At 68.1% G+C, this 15698-nt stretch carries 17 protein-coding genes and 1 tRNA gene; 10 read left to right on the top strand and 8 right to left on the bottom strand.

What is annotated here, in order from left to right; all coding sequences use genetic code 11:
• The first annotated feature begins 120 nt into the window (after positions 1–120).
• The 7 genes from C9E82_RS00495 (at position 121) to mnhG (ending at position 6689) form a co-directional block, all read left to right on the top strand.
• Positions 121–197: transfer RNA gene (locus C9E82_RS00495), tRNA-Arg, on the top strand.
• 335 nt (positions 198–532) lie between these two features.
• Positions 533–3433 (top strand): monovalent cation/H+ antiporter subunit A, encoded by a 2901-nt coding sequence (locus C9E82_RS00490; protein ID WP_119898782.1) that lies wholly within the window; start codon positions 533–535, stop codon positions 3431–3433.
• The gene (locus C9E82_RS00485; RefSeq protein WP_119898781.1) at positions 3433–3777 is read left to right on the top strand and encodes a Na+/H+ antiporter subunit C; all 345 of its coding nucleotides are present in this window, start codon (positions 3433–3435) and stop codon (positions 3775–3777) included. Before C9E82_RS00490 ends, C9E82_RS00485 begins: the two co-directional genes overlap by 1 nt.
• Positions 3774–5435, top strand: coding sequence for a monovalent cation/H+ antiporter subunit D (locus tag C9E82_RS00480; protein WP_119898780.1), 1662 nt, complete (start codon positions 3774–3776; stop codon positions 5433–5435). Before C9E82_RS00485 ends, C9E82_RS00480 begins: the two co-directional genes overlap by 4 nt.
• Positions 5432–5920 carry a Na+/H+ antiporter subunit E gene (locus C9E82_RS00475; RefSeq protein ID WP_119898779.1) on the top strand — a complete coding sequence of 163 codons (489 nt, stop codon included), beginning with the start codon at positions 5432–5434 and terminating at the stop codon, positions 5918–5920. Before C9E82_RS00480 ends, C9E82_RS00475 begins: the two co-directional genes overlap by 4 nt.
• Positions 5917–6198, top strand: coding sequence for a K+/H+ antiporter subunit F (locus C9E82_RS00470; RefSeq protein ID WP_119898778.1), 282 nt, complete (start codon positions 5917–5919; stop codon positions 6196–6198). Before C9E82_RS00475 ends, C9E82_RS00470 begins: the two co-directional genes overlap by 4 nt.
• A complete protein-coding gene (mnhG, locus tag C9E82_RS00465; RefSeq protein WP_119898777.1) occupies positions 6195–6689 on the top strand; it encodes a monovalent cation/H(+) antiporter subunit G in 495 nt (164 codons plus the stop codon). Before C9E82_RS00470 ends, mnhG begins: the two co-directional genes overlap by 4 nt.
• Before the next feature lie 36 nt (positions 6690–6725).
• On the opposite strand, the gene C9E82_RS00460 is transcribed toward mnhG, so the two are convergent.
• From C9E82_RS00460 to C9E82_RS00440, 5 genes are all read right to left on the bottom strand, one after another.
• Positions 6726–7445 (bottom strand): sulfate/molybdate ABC transporter ATP-binding protein, encoded by a 720-nt coding sequence (locus tag C9E82_RS00460; protein WP_119898776.1) that lies wholly within the window; start codon positions 7443–7445, stop codon positions 6726–6728.
• A 23-nt stretch (positions 7446–7468) separates the two neighbouring features.
• On the bottom strand, positions 7469–8350 hold the full coding sequence (gene cysW, locus C9E82_RS00455) for a sulfate ABC transporter permease subunit CysW (protein WP_119898775.1): 882 nt from the start codon (positions 8348–8350) through the stop codon (positions 7469–7471).
• On the bottom strand, positions 8343–9227 hold the full coding sequence (cysT, locus tag C9E82_RS00450) for a sulfate ABC transporter permease subunit CysT (protein WP_119898774.1): 885 nt from the start codon (positions 9225–9227) through the stop codon (positions 8343–8345). The genes cysW and cysT overlap by 8 nt, the downstream gene beginning before the upstream one ends.
• A gap of 8 nt (positions 9228–9235) precedes the next feature.
• Complete coding sequence (locus tag C9E82_RS00445; protein WP_240643587.1) at positions 9236–10246, bottom strand: sulfate ABC transporter substrate-binding protein; 1011 nt, start codon at positions 10244–10246, stop codon at positions 9236–9238.
• Positions 10247–10537: 291 nt separating this feature from the next.
• Complete coding sequence (locus C9E82_RS00440) at positions 10538–11002, bottom strand: RrF2 family transcriptional regulator (RefSeq protein ID WP_119898772.1); 465 nt, start codon at positions 11000–11002, stop codon at positions 10538–10540.
• 188 nt (positions 11003–11190) lie between these two features.
• Between C9E82_RS00440 and C9E82_RS00435 the strand changes: the two genes are divergently transcribed.
• Genes C9E82_RS00435 through C9E82_RS00425 form a run of 3 tightly spaced genes read left to right on the top strand, consistent with a single transcriptional unit; the run spans position 11191 to position 13589 of the window.
• Complete coding sequence (locus C9E82_RS00435; protein ID WP_119898771.1) at positions 11191–12249, top strand: aldo/keto reductase; 1059 nt, start codon at positions 11191–11193, stop codon at positions 12247–12249.
• 57 nt (positions 12250–12306) lie between these two features.
• Entirely contained in the window at positions 12307–13245 is a 939-nt protein-coding gene (locus C9E82_RS00430; protein ID WP_119898770.1) for a DnaJ C-terminal domain-containing protein, read from the top strand.
• Positions 13245–13589: a hypothetical protein gene (locus C9E82_RS00425; RefSeq protein WP_240643586.1), complete on the top strand. Its 345-nt coding sequence runs from the start codon at positions 13245–13247 to the stop codon at positions 13587–13589. Before C9E82_RS00430 ends, C9E82_RS00425 begins: the two co-directional genes overlap by 1 nt.
• A 15-nt stretch (positions 13590–13604) precedes the next feature.
• Here the strand turns inward: C9E82_RS00425 and C9E82_RS00420 are convergent, their stop codons facing one another.
• From C9E82_RS00420 to ccmI, 3 genes are all read right to left on the bottom strand, one after another.
• Positions 13605–13823 carry a DUF1289 domain-containing protein gene (locus C9E82_RS00420; protein ID WP_119898768.1) on the bottom strand — a complete coding sequence of 73 codons (219 nt, stop codon included), beginning with the start codon at positions 13821–13823 and terminating at the stop codon, positions 13605–13607.
• A 149-nt stretch (positions 13824–13972) separates the two neighbouring features.
• On the bottom strand, positions 13973–14452 hold the full coding sequence (gene ruvX, locus C9E82_RS00415) for a Holliday junction resolvase RuvX (protein ID WP_119898767.1): 480 nt from the start codon (positions 14450–14452) through the stop codon (positions 13973–13975).
• Positions 14449–15687 carry a c-type cytochrome biogenesis protein CcmI gene (gene ccmI, locus C9E82_RS00410; protein WP_119898766.1) on the bottom strand — a complete coding sequence of 413 codons (1239 nt, stop codon included), beginning with the start codon at positions 15685–15687 and terminating at the stop codon, positions 14449–14451. The genes ruvX and ccmI overlap by 4 nt, the downstream gene beginning before the upstream one ends.
• Positions 15688–15698: the final 11 nt, after the last annotated feature.

Raw genomic sequence — 15698 nt, 5'->3', positions numbered from 1 at the left:
GAAAATATAGCCGGGCATTTGTCTGCGTAAAGGTCTGTTTCGGCAAGGCGCCGGGGCAGATGCCGCGGGATTCCGAAACGGCATTGCGAAGGCCGCGCAAGCAGGCTATGGAACGCGCAGGCACCCGTAGCTCAGCTGGATAGAGCGCTGCCCTCCGAAGGCAGAGGCCAGAGGTTCGAATCCTCTCGGGTGCGCCATCCCCTTCCCAATGCCGCAGACCCTCCGGTGAAGTGAACCGCCAGGTCCATTCTGGCCGCCGGAACGACCGTGCGTGCCGTCTCTGCAGGCGGCGAGTGGCGTCGGATTGTGGCAGCTATGACAACACACGGGATTGTTGGTAAAATAGTCGAATAATTTCGGCTCGGGGACTTGAAAAACCGGCGCTCTGCCTTGCATTGGAGGTATCGGTTTTCCTGAATGCTGATGCGACGCCACAAGGGTCCCCTCTGTGCCGCGTTGCGGTGCCCATCCGGGAGGCGCATTCGGCGGGCCGACAACAAGAGACAGGAAACGACGGAGGGCGGACAACGACATGGCTGAACAGAATCTGGTTCTGATCCTTGTCTTCCTGCCGTTCCTGGGGGCGCTTGGCGCCTCGACACTTCCATCCGATGCCCGAAACGCCGCCGCCTGGCTGGCGACGCTGACCATGGCGGCCGGGCTGGCGATCCTGTTCGGCACCTACGACAACGTCGCCCAGGGCGAGGTGCTGCGCGGCACGATCAGCTGGGTGCCCTCGCTGGGGCTGGAGCTGACCTTCCGCATCGACGGGTTTTCCTGGTTCTTCACGGCGCTGGTCCTGGGGATCGGCATCCTGGTCGTGATCTATGCGCGCTACTACCTGTCGAAAAGCGATCCGGTGCCGCGCTTCTATGCGCTGCTGCTGGCCTTCACCGGGGCGATGATGGGCGTGCTGGTGTCGGGCAACATCCTGATGCTGGTGGTCTATTGGGAACTGACCTCGGTCATCTCGTTCCTGCTGATCGGCTATTGGTATCAGAGCGCGGGCGCGCGCGACGGGGCGCGCACGGCGCTGGTCGTGACGGCGGCGGGCGGGCTGTGCCTGCTGGTCGCGATGCTGATGCTGGGCAAGATCGTCGGCAGCTACGACCTGGACCGGGTGCTGTCCTCGGGCGACGCGATCCGGGCGCATCCGCTCTATCCGGCGGTGCTGGTGCTGTTCCTGCTGGGCGCCTTCACCAAGTCGGCGCAATTCCCGTTCCATTTCTGGCTGCCCGGCGCGATGGCGGCGCCGACGCCGGTCTCGGCCTTCCTGCATTCGGCCACGATGGTCAAGGCGGGGGTGTTCCTGCTGGTCCGCTTCACCCCGGCGCTTGGCGGCACCGAGGCCTGGTTCCTGATCGTCACCGGCGCGGGCATGGCCACGCTGATCGTCGGCGCGGTCGTGGCGCTGTTCCGCCACGACCTGAAGGGGCTTCTGGCCTATTCCACCATCAGCCACCTGGGCCTGATCACCGCGCTGGCCGGGATCGGCGGGCCGGGGGCGATCCTGGCGGCGATCTTCCACATCGCCAATCACGCGGTCTTCAAGGCCTCGCTGTTCATGGCGGCGGGGATCATCGACCACGAATCCGGCACCCGCGACATGCGCCGGCTTTCCGGGCTGATGCGGCTGATGCCGTTCACCGGCACGCTGGCCATCGTCGCCGCCGCCGCCATGGCGGGCGTGCCGCTGCTGAACGGCTTCCTGTCCAAGGAGATGTTCTTCGCCGAGGCGGTGGATTCGCAGAACGGCACCTGGCTGAACGGCGCGCTGCCCTGGCTTGCGACGGCGGGCGGCATCTTCTCGGTCGCCTATTCGCTGCGCTTCATCCTGACGGTGTTCTTCGGCCCGGCCCCGGTCGACCTGCCCAAGGAACCGCACGAGCCGGTGCGCTGGATGCGCCTGCCGGTCGAGCTTCTGGTGTTCCTCTGCCTGCTGGTCGGCATATTGCCGGCGCTGACGCTGGGGCCGATCATGAACATGGCCGCGCGCTCGGTCCTGGGGGCGGATACGGCCTATTACGACATCGCCCTGTGGCACGGCATCAACCAGCCGCTGATCATGAGCATGATCGCGCTGGCCGTCGGCTCGGCCATCTACCTGATCTTCGCGCGCCAGATCGCCGAGGGTCCCGAGGGGCCGCCGCTGTTCTATCGCATCCGGGCGCAGAAGATCTATGACTGGCTGATGTTCCGGCTCAGCTGGAAATGGCCGCGGGTGATGTCGCGCATCATCGGCACCGAGAAGCTGCAGCCGCAACTGCGCCTGCTGGTGCTGCTGGCCTTCTTCGCGGCCGCCGCCGCGCTATGGCACAGCCGGAGCCTGGAATTCGGCCCCGAGACCACGCCGGTCGCGCCGGGCTTCGCGCTGATGTGGGTGGTGGGCATCGCCTGCGCCATCGGCGCGGCCTGGCAGGCCAAGTATCACCGTTTCGCGGCGCTGGTGCTGCTGGGCGGCGCCGGGCTGATCACCTGCCTGACCTTCGCCTGGTTCTCGGCCCCCGACCTTGCGGTGACGCAGCTGCTGGTCGAGATCGTGACCACGGTGCTGCTGCTTCTGGGCCTGCGCTGGCTGCCCAAGCGGCGCGAGGAGATCGCCGAGGACAAGCTGCTGCCCGCCCAGATCCGCCGCAGCCGCGACCTGGTCATCGCGGCGCTGTCGGGGCTGGGCATCGCCGGCATCGCCTATGCGATCATGACCCGGCCGGTGATCTCGAATGTCGGCAACTGGTTCCTGGCCAATGCCTATTACGAGGGCGGCGGCACCAATGTCGTGAACGTCATCCTGGTCGATTTCCGCGCCTTCGACACCTTCGGCGAGATCACCGTCCTGGCGATCGTCGGGCTGACCGTCTACAGCCTGCTGCGCCGCTTCCGCCCGACCTCGGAAAGCATCGCCGCGCCCGAGCAGCAGCAGGTGACAAGCTCGGCCGCGTTCAAGGACTATCTCTACGTGCCCTCGGTGATCATGCTGTGGATGTTCCCGGTGCTGATCATGATCTCGGCCTATTTCTTCTTCCGCGGCCATGACCTGCCGGGCGGCGGCTTCGCGGCCGGGGTCACGCTGGCCATCGCCTTCCTGCTGCAATACATCGCCACCAATGTCCGCTGGGTCGAGGCGCGCATCACCGTGCTGCCGATCCGCTGGATGGGCTTCGGCCTGCTGGTGGCGGGCGGCACGGGCATGGGCGCCTGGATCTTCGGCTATCCGTTCCTGACGGCATATGCGCAATACATCAACGTCCCGCTGATCGGCGACGTGCCGGCCGCGACGGCCCTGGCCTTCGACCTGGGCGTCTTCGCGGTGGTCGTGGGGGCCACGGTGCTGATGCTGATCGCCATCGCCCACCAGTCGCTGCGGGCCGCGCGCCTGCGCGAACAGGAGGCCGAGGAGAAGGAAGAAGCCCGCCAAGCAGGGGAGGCCGCCTGATGGAATATGTCATGTCCGCCGCGATCGGCATCCTTTCGGCCTCGGGCATCTGGCTGCTGCTGCGGCCGCGGACCTTCCAGGTCATCATCGGGCTGTGCCTGCTGTCCTATGCGGTGAACCTGTTCATCTTCTCGATGGGCCGGCTGCGCCCCGGCGCGCCGCCGGTCATCCCCAAGGGCGGCTTCGTCGATGCCACCGCCTATGCCGATCCGCTGCCGCAGGCGCTGGTGCTGACCGCCATCGTCATCAGCTTCGCCACCACGGCGCTGTTCCTGGTCGTGATGATCGCCTCGCGCGGGTCGACCGGCACCGACCATGTCGACGGGCAGGAGCGTGAGCAATGAGCGAAGTGAACGAACACCTGATCATCGCGCCGATCCTGATCCCCTTCATCGCCGGGGCGGTGATGCTGCTCTACGACGACCGGCAGCGGAAGGCCAAGATGTGGCTGAGCCTGCTGTCGGCGGCCGCGCTGCTGTTCGTCTCGATCGAGCTTCTGGACCGCTCGAAGGATGCCGGCCTGTCGGATTCCGGGGCGATGGGCTTCTATCTGCTGGGCGACTGGATGGCGCCCTGGGGGATCGTCTTGGTCATCGACCGGCTGGCGGCGATGATGCTGGTGCTGACCTCGCTGCTGGCGATACCGTCGCTGATCTATGCCACGGCGGGCTGGCAGCGGCAGGGGCAGCATTTCCATTCGCTGTTCCAGTTCCTGCTGATGGGGCTGAACGGCGCCTTCCTGACCGGCGACCTGTTCAACCTGTTCGTCTTCTTCGAGGTGCTGCTGGCGGCCTCCTACGGGCTGATGCTGCACGGCTCGGGGCAGCTGCGGATCCGGGCGGGTCTGCATTACATCGCGATCAACCTTGCCGCCTCGCTGCTGTTCCTGCTGGGGGTCAGCCTGATCTACGGCATCACCGGCACGCTGAACATGGCGCATCTGGCCAACCTGGTCTCCTCGATCTCCGAGGCCGACCGGCCGCTGTTCCACGCCGCCATCGCGTTGCTCAGCGTGGCCTTCCTGGTCAAGGCCGGCAGCTGGCCGCTGTCCTTCTGGCTGCCGACGACCTACATGGCCGCCGCCGCGCCGGTGGGGGCGATGTTCGCGATCATGACCAAGGTCGGCGTCTATGTCATCCTGCGCCTGTCGATGCTGTTCTTCGGGCAGGGGGCGGGGCCCTCGGCCGGGTTCGGGGCCGAGGTGCTGATCTTCCTGGGCATGGCCACGATCCTGTTCGGGCTGATCGGCGTGCTGTCCTCGCAGGGGCTGGGGCGGATGGCGGCCTTCCTGGTGCTGATCTCGTCGGGCACGGTGCTGGGGGTCACCGGCTTCGCGCAGGCCGGCGGCGGGCAGGCGATGCTGGCCGGCGCGCTCTACTACCTGATGGGCTCGACGCTGGCGACCGGGGCGCTGTTCCTGCTGATCGAGCCGATGAGCCGCGAGGATGGCGGCATCGCCGCAATGCTGGCGCTGACCGCCGATGCCTACGGCCTGGACGAGCCCGACCTGGACGATCCCGAGCCGCCCGGCTTCGTCATTCCCGGCACCATGACCGTGCTGGGCGTCAGCTTCGTCTTCTGCGTGCTGGTGCTGGCGGGGATGCCGCCGCTGGCGGGCTTCGTGGGCAAGGTGGCGATGATCTCGGCGCTTCTGGACGCCACCTCGCTGCCGACCAACCTGGCCTGGGGCTTCGTCGCGCTGCTGATCCTGTCGGGCTTTGCCACGCTGATCGGGCTGGCGCGGATCGGGGTCCAGACCTTCTGGGCCTCCGAGGGGATGGCGCCGCGCGTGCCCGCGCTGGAGGTGGCGCCGGTCGTCGCGCTGATGGTGATGGTGCTGCTGCTGACCTTCAAGGCGCAGGTCAGCCTGCGCTACATGGAGGAAACCGCCGCCGCGCTGAACATGCCGCGCTCTTACGCCTACGGGGTGTTTTCGGCGCCCCGCGCGGCGCATGGGCCCGACACGGCGGGCGATGAGGTCGAGACGGAGGACAGCGAATGAGCCGGCTGATCCCCTATCCCTTCGTGTCGTTCCTGCTGCTGGTGATGTGGCTCATGCTGACGCGCTTCTCGCTTGGCCATGTGGTGCTGGGCGGGGCGCTGGCGCTGGTCGCGGGCCGGGCGGTGGCCGCGCTGCAGCCCGCGCGGCCGCGGCTGCGCCGCTGGCGGCTGATGCCGAAGCTGTTCTGGATGATCTTCACCGACATCATCCGCTCGAACATCGCGGTGGCCTGGCTGATCCTGACCAATGGCCGCCACGGCCAGCGCAAGTCGGGCTTCGTGCTGATCCCGCTGAAGCTGCGCGATCCCAACGCGCTGGCGCTGCTGGCCTGCATCCTGACCGCGACGCCGGGCACCGCCTGGCTGGAATACGATTCCGACGAGGGAATGCTGACGCTGCATGTCTTCGACCTGCTGGACGACGAGCAATGGCGGCACATCGTCCAGAACCGCTACGAGGCCCTGCTGATGGAGATCTTCGAATGAGCGCGCTGATCATCACCGTCGCGCTGGGTTACGCGCAGATCGCGCTGGCCACCGCCGGCATCCTGGTCGGCACGCGCCTGCTGAAGGGGCCGCGCGCGCAGGACCGGGTGCTGGGGCTGGACACGCTCTACATCACCGCCATGCTGCTGTTCCTGGTCACGGGGATGCGGCTCGGCTCGATGTTCTTCTTCGAGGCGGCCATGGTCATGGGCGTGATCGGCTTCGTGGCCACCGTCGCGCTGGCGAAATTCCTGTTCCGCGGCGAGGTGATCGAATGAGCCACCTGGAGACCATCCCCGTCTGGCTGGCGGTGCTGATCGCCTTCTTCGTCGTCCTGGGCAGCACGCTGGTCTTGCTGGGTGCGCTGGGTTTCGCGCGGCTGGCCAGCTTCTATGACCGGATCCATGCGCCGACGCTTGGCACCAGCTGGGGGACGGCGGGGATCATCATCGCCTCGATGCTGATGGCCAGCTACCTGGAGGGCCGCGCGGTGATCCACGAGCTGGTCATCGGCATCTTCGTGATGCTGACGGTGCCGGTGACGCTGATCCTGCTGGGCCGCGCGGCGCTGCATCGCGACCGGACCGAGAATTCGCCGCTGCTGCCCGAACATGTGCTGACCGCGCATCGCAAGAAGGTGCAGGCCGAGGCCGAGGCTGCTGCCGAAGCCGAAGCCAGGGCAGAGGCCGAGCCCGAGCAGAAGCTGCCGGTTGAAGATGCGGCGGAAGATGCGGCGGAAGGCAGGAACGAAACCGGGGCGCCGTCCTGAGACGCGCCCCGCTTCGGGTTCCGCCGATGGCGAAGGCTAGTGGGTGATGAACTCGCGCACGAAGGGCGTGGCCGGCGTGGCGCGGATGTCCTGCGGGCGGCCGATCTGCTCGATCCGGCCCATCGACATCACCACCACCAGATCGGCCAGTTCCATCGCCTCGTCCTGGTCGTGGGTGACGAAGACGGTGGTCAGCCCAGTCTCGTCATGGATGTCGCGCAGCCCCTGGCGCAATTCCTTGCGCACCTTGGCGTCCAGCGCCCCGAAGGGCTCGTCCAGCAGCAGCATCCGGGGCTCGATCGCCAGGGCGCGGGCCAGCGCCACGCGCTGGCGCTGGCCGCCCGACAGCTGGCTGGGATAGCGCGCGCCGATATCGGGCAGCTGGATCAGCGACAGCAGCTTGTTCACCCGCCGCGCGATCTCGGCCCGCGGCGGGCGAGAGCCGCGCGGGCGCGCCTTCAGCCCATAGGCGATGTTCTCGAACACGGTCATGTGCCGAAACAGCGCATAGGACTGGAACACGAAGCCCGCGCGGCGTTCCTGCACGGTCATGCCGGTCGCGTCCTGGCCGTTGAACAGCACCCGCCCCGAACTGGGATATTCCAGCCCACCCAGGATCCGCAGCAGCGTGGTCTTGCCCGAGCCCGAGGGGCCCAGAAGCGCGACCAGCGCCCCCGAGGGGATCGCCAGCGAGACCGGATGCAGCGCGGCGGTGGTGCCGAAGGTCTTCGCGATTTCGTCGATGTCGATATGCATTCGCGCCTCCTGTGAGTGGCGATTCAGTGTCGGTGATTTGCGGCGATCTGCCCGGCGACATGCCGTTCCAGCAGCGTCTTGAACAGCAGCGTCAGCAGCGCCAGCAGCGTCAGCACCGCCGCCAGCGAGAAGGCCGCGACCGAAAGATATTCGTTGTAGAGCATCTCGATGGTGATCGGCATGGTGGCGGTCTGGCCGCGGATCTTGCCCGAGACCACGGCGACCGCGCCGAATTCGCCCATCGCGCGGGCATTGCACAGCAGCACGCCGTAGAGCAGCGCCCATTTGATGTTCGGGACGGTCACGGTCCAGAAGGTCCGCCAGCCCGAGGCGCCAAGCGTCAGCGCGGCCTCCTCCTCGGCGCGGCCCTGCTCGATCATCACCGGGATCAGTTCGCGCGCGACGAAGGGGAAGGTCACGAACATGGTGGCCAGGACGATGCCGGGCAGGGCGAAGACGATGGGATAGCCATTCGCGACCAGCCAGCCGCCGATGGCGGAATTGGCGCCGAACATCAGAACGATGCACAGGCCCGCGACGACCGGGCTGACCGAGAAGGGCAGGTCGATCAGCGTGATCAGGAAGGCCTTGCCGCGAAAGTCGAACTTGGTGATGAACCAGGCGGCGGCGATGCCGAAGGCGGCGTTCAGCGGCACCGAGATCGCCGCGATGGTCAGCGTCAGCCGGATCGCGGCCAGCGAATCGCGGTTGCCCAGGCTGGCGATCGCCGCGCCCCAGCCGCGCGCCAGCGCCTCGGCGAAGACCGCGATCAGCGGCGCGAAGACCAGCAGCAGCAGCCCGCCGACCGCAAGGCCGATCATGACGCGGCGGGCCGTCGGGGTTTCGTCCGTCGCGGCGCGGAAATGGCTGGGCCGGGCGCTGACGGGAAGGGTGGTATCAGACATGACCGATTCTCCGGCGGCTCCAGATCTGGATCAGGTTGATCGCCAGCAGCATCGCGAAGGAGATCGCCAGCATGGCGATGCCGATGGCGGCGGCGGCGTCATAGTTGAACTCCTCCAGCTGGATCACGATCAGCAAGGGCGCGATCTCGGTCAGCATCGGGATGTTGCCCGCGATGAAGATGACCGAGCCGTATTCGCCGACCGCGCGCGCCAGGGCCAGCGCGAAGCCGGTCAGGGCGGCGGGCGACAGCATCGGCAGGATGACGCGGCGGATCGTGTAGGCGCGCGAGGCGCCGAGCGTGGCCGAGGCTTCCTCGACCTCGCGCTCGATCTCCTCGACGACGGGCTGGACGGTGCGGGTCACGAAGGGCAGGCCGACGAAGACCAGCGCGATGAAGATCCCCAGCTGCGTATAGGCGATCTTGCCGGTGAACTGGGCGCCGAAGGGGCCGAAGACCAGGTTGCCCAGGGGCGCCAGCCAGTCGCGGGCAAAGCCGCCCAGCACACCGTTCGGGGCATAGAGCGCGGTCAGCGCGATGCCCGCGACGGCGGTCGGCAGCGCGAAGGGCAGGTCGACCGCGGCGTCGAGGATACGGCGGCCGGGGAAGCGATAGCGCACCAGCACCCAGGCCAGCAGCACGCCGAAGACCAGGTTGAAGATCGCGGCGAAAAGCGACAGCCGGAAGGACAGGTACAGCGCCGCCCAGACGCGCGGCCGGTTCACCGTCGCCCAGATGTTGGACAGGCCGAAATTGGCGCCCTGCAGAAGCAGGGCGCCGATGGGCAGAAGCACGACCAGCGACAGCATGGTCAGGGTGATCCCGGCGGACAGCCCCAGGCCGGGCATCGGGGATCGGTGGATCAGCGGGCGTGCCATGGGCGAACTCACTGCGGGACGTAGATCTGGTCGAAGATGCCGCCGTCGCCGAAATGCTCGTCCTGGACCTGCTTCCAGCCGCCGAAGCTCTCGATGTCGACCAGCTCCACCTCGGGGAAGCGCTCGACATCCTCGGGCGCGGCGGCCGAGGTGTCCCAGGCGCGGTAGAAGTGCTTGAAGGCCAGCGCCTGCGCTTCGGGCGAATAGAGGTAGTTCAGGTATTCATTCGCCAGCTCGCGCTGCGCATCGTTGGCGATATTGCCCTCGACCAGCGCCACCGGCGGCTCGGCCAGGACCGAGACCGAGGGCACGACGATGTCGAACTGATCCTCGCCCAGTTCCTTCAGGGCCAGATAGGCCTCGTTTTCCCAGGCCAGCAGCACGTCGCCAATGCCGCGCTGCGCGAAGGTCGTGGTCGAGCCGCGCGCCGCGTTGTCCAGCACCGGCGTGTTCTTGTAGAGCTTGCCGACGAATTCCTGCGGATCCTGGCCGTTCTTTTCCGCCCAGGCCCAGGCGGCCAGATAGTTCCAGCGCGCCCCGCCCGAGGTCTTCGGGTTCGGCGTGATCACCTGGACGCCCTCTTCGACCAGATCGCCCCAGTCGTTCAGCTCCTTCGGGTTGCCCTTGCGGACCAGGAACACGATGGTCGAGGTATAGGGGCTGGAATTGTGCGGCAGCTGCGCCTGCCAGTCCTCGGGCAGCTTGCCGGCCTCGGCGACGCGGTCGATATCGGCGGCCAGCGCCAGCGTCACCACCTGCGCGTTCAGCCCGTCGACCACCGCCCGCGCCTGAGAGCCGGAACCGCCATGCGAGGTCTCGATCGTCGGCGCGCTGTTGCCGAGGCTTTCCCAATGCCTGGCGAAGGCGGCATTGTAGTCGCGATAGAATTCGCGGGTCGGGTCATAGCTGACATTCAGCAGCGACTGGGCCTGGGCCTGCGGCGCCAGCGTCACCATGGCCAGCGCCAGCGCGGCGGCCGCCGATTTCAGAAGCCGGGTCACCGGCCAGCCGGTCAGCATGTGCAGGCCGGTCGCGATCGTGACACGGCCATCGGCCTCCTTGGCGATCTCTTCGCCCTGTGCGGTGATGCGGTCCGAAATCCTGATCGTCGTGATCATCGCTGTCTCCCTTCAGGCGGCGGCCGGGCGGCGCGCCGTTACCCTGTAATCACGACAGACGAACTGTAGATTTGCAACAGAATAAAAACGACTAATTTTGCCGTGATTGGAGAAGAAAATTCTCTGTCGCGACCCCTGTGCAGGGCACGATTTGCTGTTTGAATAGCTTTTGAAATCAGCCTTCTAGGCGGATCAGGCAGCCGGTTCCGAGGCGTCCAGAAGCATGCCCGACACGGGTGCGCCCTTCAGCATGTCGGCCAGAGTCAGCGATTCGATGATCAGCAGATAGGACCAGAAAACCTCGGCGAAAACGCGGCGCAGGCGGCAGCTTGCCTCGTCCGTGCAATCCTCGCATCGCTGATAGGCCTTGCGCGACAGGCAGGGCAGGGGCGCGATGGGTCCGTCGATCAGCCGCAACAGTTCCGGGATCGAGATCTGGGCCGGATCCTTGATCAGCGTATAGCCGCCCGATCGGCCGCGGGTCGAGGCGATGATGCCGGCATTGCGGATCTCCAGCAGGATATGTTCCAGGAACCGCTTGGGCGCGCCCGAGCGCTTGGCGATTTCCTCGATCCGCAACGACGCGCCGGTGCCGGCGCGTTCGTCGCCCAGCACCATCAGCGCCTTGAGCGCATACTTCATCTTTTGCGTGATCATGTTCCGAACCTAGCAATCGCGCCCCGTCGCGGCAAGGAATGCTGCGTGATCGAGTCGTGTTTTTCCGGGAAAACGCGCAAGTGTTACCCTTCTTCAACAGATGACGGTTCCATGACGGCCCGGCTCCGGTCTTGCGTCCGCGTCCGTTATCGCTAGCTTTGCCGCCGCACAACGACGAGGGAACGGCGATGAAGCGCGTGAAACTGGGTGGCAGCGATGTCGAGGTCAGCGAGATCTGCCTTGGCACCATGACCTTCGGCAACCAGACGGACGAGGCGGATGCCCATGCCCAGATGGACCGCGCGCTGGAGGTCGGGATGACCTTCATGGACTGCGCCGAGATGTATCCGGTGAACCCGGTGCGGCTGGAGACGGCGGGCCGGTCCGAGGAGATCATCGGCAGCTGGCTGGCCCGGACCGGGCATCGCGACCGGGTGGAGCTGGCGACCAAGATCAGCGGGCCGGGGCAGGTCCTGCGCGAGGGGCGGCCCTTCGACGGCGCCACCGTGACCGCCGCCATCGAGGAGTCGCTGCGCCGCTTCGGCACCGACCGGATCGACCTTTATCAGATGCACTGGCCGGTGCGCGGCAGCTATGCCTTCCGGCAGAACTGGAGCTATGACCCCTCGGGGCAGGTCAAGCAGCAGACGCTGGATCACATGGCCGACGTGCTGGGCGCGCTGGAGGCGGCGCGGCAGGCGGGCAAGATCCGCGCCGTCGGCCTGTCCAACGACAGCGCATGGGGCCTGACGCGCTGGATCGACACGGCCGAGCGGATGGGCGGGCCGCGCATCGCGGCGATCCAGAACGAATATTCGCTGCTCTGCCGGCTTTATGACACCGACCTGGCCGAGGCGGCGGTGAACGAGGACGTGACGCTGCTGTCCTATTCGCCGCTGGCGGCGGGGATGCTGACCGGCAAATACAGCGGCGGCGCCATGCCCGAGGGCAGCCGCGCGGCGGTCGATGTGGGCCATGGCGGCAAGGGCAACCTGGGCGGGCGCAAGACGCAGCGCGGCCTGCGGGCGGCGGATGCCTATGTCGAGCTGGCGCGCAAGCATGGCTGGGACATCGTGCACCTGGCGATCGGCTGGCAGCTGACCCGCCCCTTCAAGACCGTGCCGATCATCGGCGCGACCTCGCTGCAGCAGCTTGAACACCTGGTCGCGGGGCTGGGCCGGGTGCCCGACCGCGACCTCTGCGGCGCCATCGACGATCTGAACCGCGAACATCCGATGCCCTATTGATGAAACCGAACCGGCCCCTATCTGTTTGATATGAAGGAAAACGGACGGGGGCCGGGCATGGCGGGCGATCCATATTCAGCGCTGGGGCTGGACAAGACGGCGACCGAGGCCGAGATCAAGAAAGCCTATCGCAGGATCGCCAAGACCGACCACCCCGACCTCAATCCCGACCCGGCGGCGGCGGAACGCTTCAAGGCGGCCTCGGCGGCCTATGAATTGCTGAAGGACCCCGAGCAGCGCCGCCGCTTCGACGCGGGCGAGATCGACGCGCAGGGCCAGGAACGCCCGCAGCGCCGCTATTACCGCGAACATGCCGAGGCGGCGGGCAATCCCTATGCGCAGGGCTATGGCTTCGAGGGCGATCCCGACCTGTCGGATGTCTTCGCCGACCTGTTCGGCCGTCGCGGCGGCGGCTTCGGTGGCGGGGGCTTCGGCGGTGGCCGGGGCGGGCAGGAATTCCACATGCGCGGGCAGGATTACCGCTTCGCGCTGGAGGTGGATTTCATGACCGCCGCGCGCGGCGGCAAGACCCGCATCACCCTGCCCGAGGGCGGCAACCTGGAGGTCACGATCCCCAAGGGCGTGCGCGACGGCCAGACCATCCGGCTGAAGGGCAAGGGCGGCGCCGGCATGGGCCAGGGCGGGCCGGGCGACGCCTATCTGACCATCTCGGTCGCCCCGCATCCCGATTTCCGGCGCGAGGGCGACGACATCCTGCTGACCCTGCCGATCTCGCTGGACGAGGCGGTCCTGGGCGGCAAGGTCGCCGTGCCGACCATCGACGGGCCGGTGAACCTGTCCATTCCGAAGGGCGCCAGTTCCGGCCAGAAGCTGCGCCTGCGCGGGCGCGGGATCAAGGGGGGCGACCAGCAGGTCGAGCTGCGCATCGTGATGCCGCCCAAGGTCGATGACGAGCTGGCGGCATTCATCGAGGAATGGCGCAAGAGCCATGCCTATGATCCGCGCGCGAAGATGAAAGCGGGGGGAGCGAACTGATGAGCCGCCACTATTCCGAGGCCGAGACCATCGCCATCGTCGCCGACCTGACCGCCTCGCGCCTCGGCGCCTTCGTGCGGGCGCGGGTCGTGTCGCCGCTGGCCACGCCCCAGGGTCCCGCCTATCGCGAGGCCGACCTGGCCCGGCTGCAGCTGCTGTGCGACCTCAGCGAATGCTACGAGCTGCAGGACGACGCGCTGGCCATGGTGATGTCGCTGATCGACCAGTTGAACACCATGCGCGGCGACATGCGGGCGCTGATGCAGGCGGTCGCCTCGGAGCCCGACGAGGTGCGCCACCGCGTCGGCAGCAATGTGCGCCGGGTGCGGATCCGGCTGGACTGAGGCATTTCCACCGCTTCAGCGCGCGCTCGGGATGCCCCGGTCGCGCCGCTTGCCGATCCGCGGCTTGCGGGCGGGCAGTTCCGCCATGATCTCGCGCCGCCGGGCGTTGGTCAGGCTGCCCCAGGCGATGATCTCATCCATCGTGCGCAGGCAGCCGACGCAGAGCCCCTCGCGCGGGTGCATGACGCAGATGTTCACGCAAGGGGAAAGCGGCGCGGCTTGGCTGTCGGTCATGGATGGCCCCGTGATCTGGTCGCGCCATGTTGCCCCGGACAAAGGCGGCGCGGCAAGGCGTGCCGGCAGGCGGGGCCGAACGGGCGGGACCGAACGGGCGAAGCCCGTCCCGGACGCTGCCGCTTGGCCGGGAGCGCCGTGCGCGGGTGTTACCCGCGCGGCGGCGACAGGTGCCGCAGCCGGTCCAGCGCGCCTTGCAGGATATAGCCCGCCGCGACCTGGTCGATCACCTCGGCCCGGCGCTTGCGCGAGGTGTCGGCCTCCAGGAGCGCGCGCTCGGCGGCGACGGTCGAGAGGCGCTCGTCCCAGAAGCCGATCGGCAGGTCGGTCAGGCGCGACAGGTTGCGGGCGAAGGCGCGGGTGGATTGCGCGCGCGGGCCTTCGCTGCCGTCCATGTTGCGCGGCAGGCCCAGCACCAGCCCGACCAGCCCGCGATCCCCGGCGATGGCCAGCAGCTCGGCGGCGTCCAGCGTGAACTTGCGCCGCTTGATGACGGTGATCGGCGAGGCCACCTGCCGCATCGAATCGCTGACCGCCACGCCGATGGTCTTGGTGCCCAGGTCCAGCCCCGCCAGCGCCCCCGGACCGGGCAGGGCGGCGGCGAAGTCGGCCATGTCCTCGTGGATCATTCGACCAGCCCCGCCTGCTGCGCCGCGGCCCGGACCACGGCCAGCGCCGGGGGCGAGTCGGCGAAGACCTGCTGCGCATCGGCCCAGATCTCGGCGGCGCGCGCGGTCTCGCCCAGCACCGCCAGGGACGAGATCAGCCGGCCCCATTCCTGCGGGCTGCCGCCCTGTTCGGCCAGCCGGGTTTCCAGCTGCACGACCATGCCCTCGATCATCTGCTGGCGCTCTTCCGGCGTCATGTCCTCGGCCGCGGCCAGCGCATCGGCATCGGGACCGGGCTGCGGCACGGCAGGGCCGGGGGCGGGGCGGGGCGCGGGCGGCTGATAGTCGGGCACGCCCGCATACCATGCCAGGTCGCCGATCGCCGCGCGGATCGAGGGGATCCAGGGCGCGGTTTCGGGTCCTTCCTCCAGCAGGCGGCGCCAGATCGGGAAGGCGCGGTCGGGCCGGCCGTTCTGAAGCTGCATCATCCCCAGCAGATAGCGGCCCTGCGGATGGCCGGGCTGGCGCTGCAGGCCGCGGGCCAGCACCTGTTCGGATTCGGGGGTGATCAGCCCGCCGGCGGCCTCGATCATCAGCGTGGCCAGGCGCACCAGGTCGTCGGCGCTGGCCTGGTCGCCGCGCAGCTGGACCAGATGCGCCTGCGCGTCGCGCGCCGCGCCGATATTGCCCAGCCGCAATTCATGCGTCGCCAGCAGCGCCAGCCCCTCGATATCGTCGGGATTGCGCGCCACGGCCTCGCGCAGCTGCTCGATCAGCCGCAGGTAATCCTCGTCGGGCTCGGGCAGGGCCTGCCGGGCGGGGGCGCCGGCCTCGGCCTCGGCCTGGCTGGGGCGGCTGTCATAGGCGGCCTGCGCATCGGCGAAGCGTTGCAGCAGCGGCTGGTCCGGCGCCCCCGGCATCCCCTCGCGCAGATAGAGCGCGACCGCGCCGCCGATCAGCACCACCAGCACCAGCGCCGCGCCGATCAGGGTGCCGCGCCCCGAGGACCCCGGCGCGTCGGACAGGTGGCGGTCGGCCTCCAGCACCTTGCGGCCGATCTCGATGCGCAGGCGGGCGGCCTCGTCGGCGCCGATGACGCCGCGCTCCAGGTCGCGGTCGACCTCGCGCAGCTGATCGCGATAGACGCGCAGGTCATAGGCGGCCGCGGGCTGGGCCGCATCGCGCGCGCGCAGGAACGGCATCATCACCGCCACCATGACGATCACCACCAGCGCCGCGCAGAGTATCCAGAACATCGCTTACCTCC

The organism is Paracoccus sigandri (assembly GCF_003709565.1).
In the GTDB taxonomy this organism is placed as follows: Bacteria; Pseudomonadota; Alphaproteobacteria; order Rhodobacterales; family Rhodobacteraceae; genus Paracoccus; species Paracoccus siganidrum.
The sequence above is the reverse complement of the archived record's forward strand: the minus strand, read 5'-3'. Positions and strand labels throughout refer to the sequence as shown.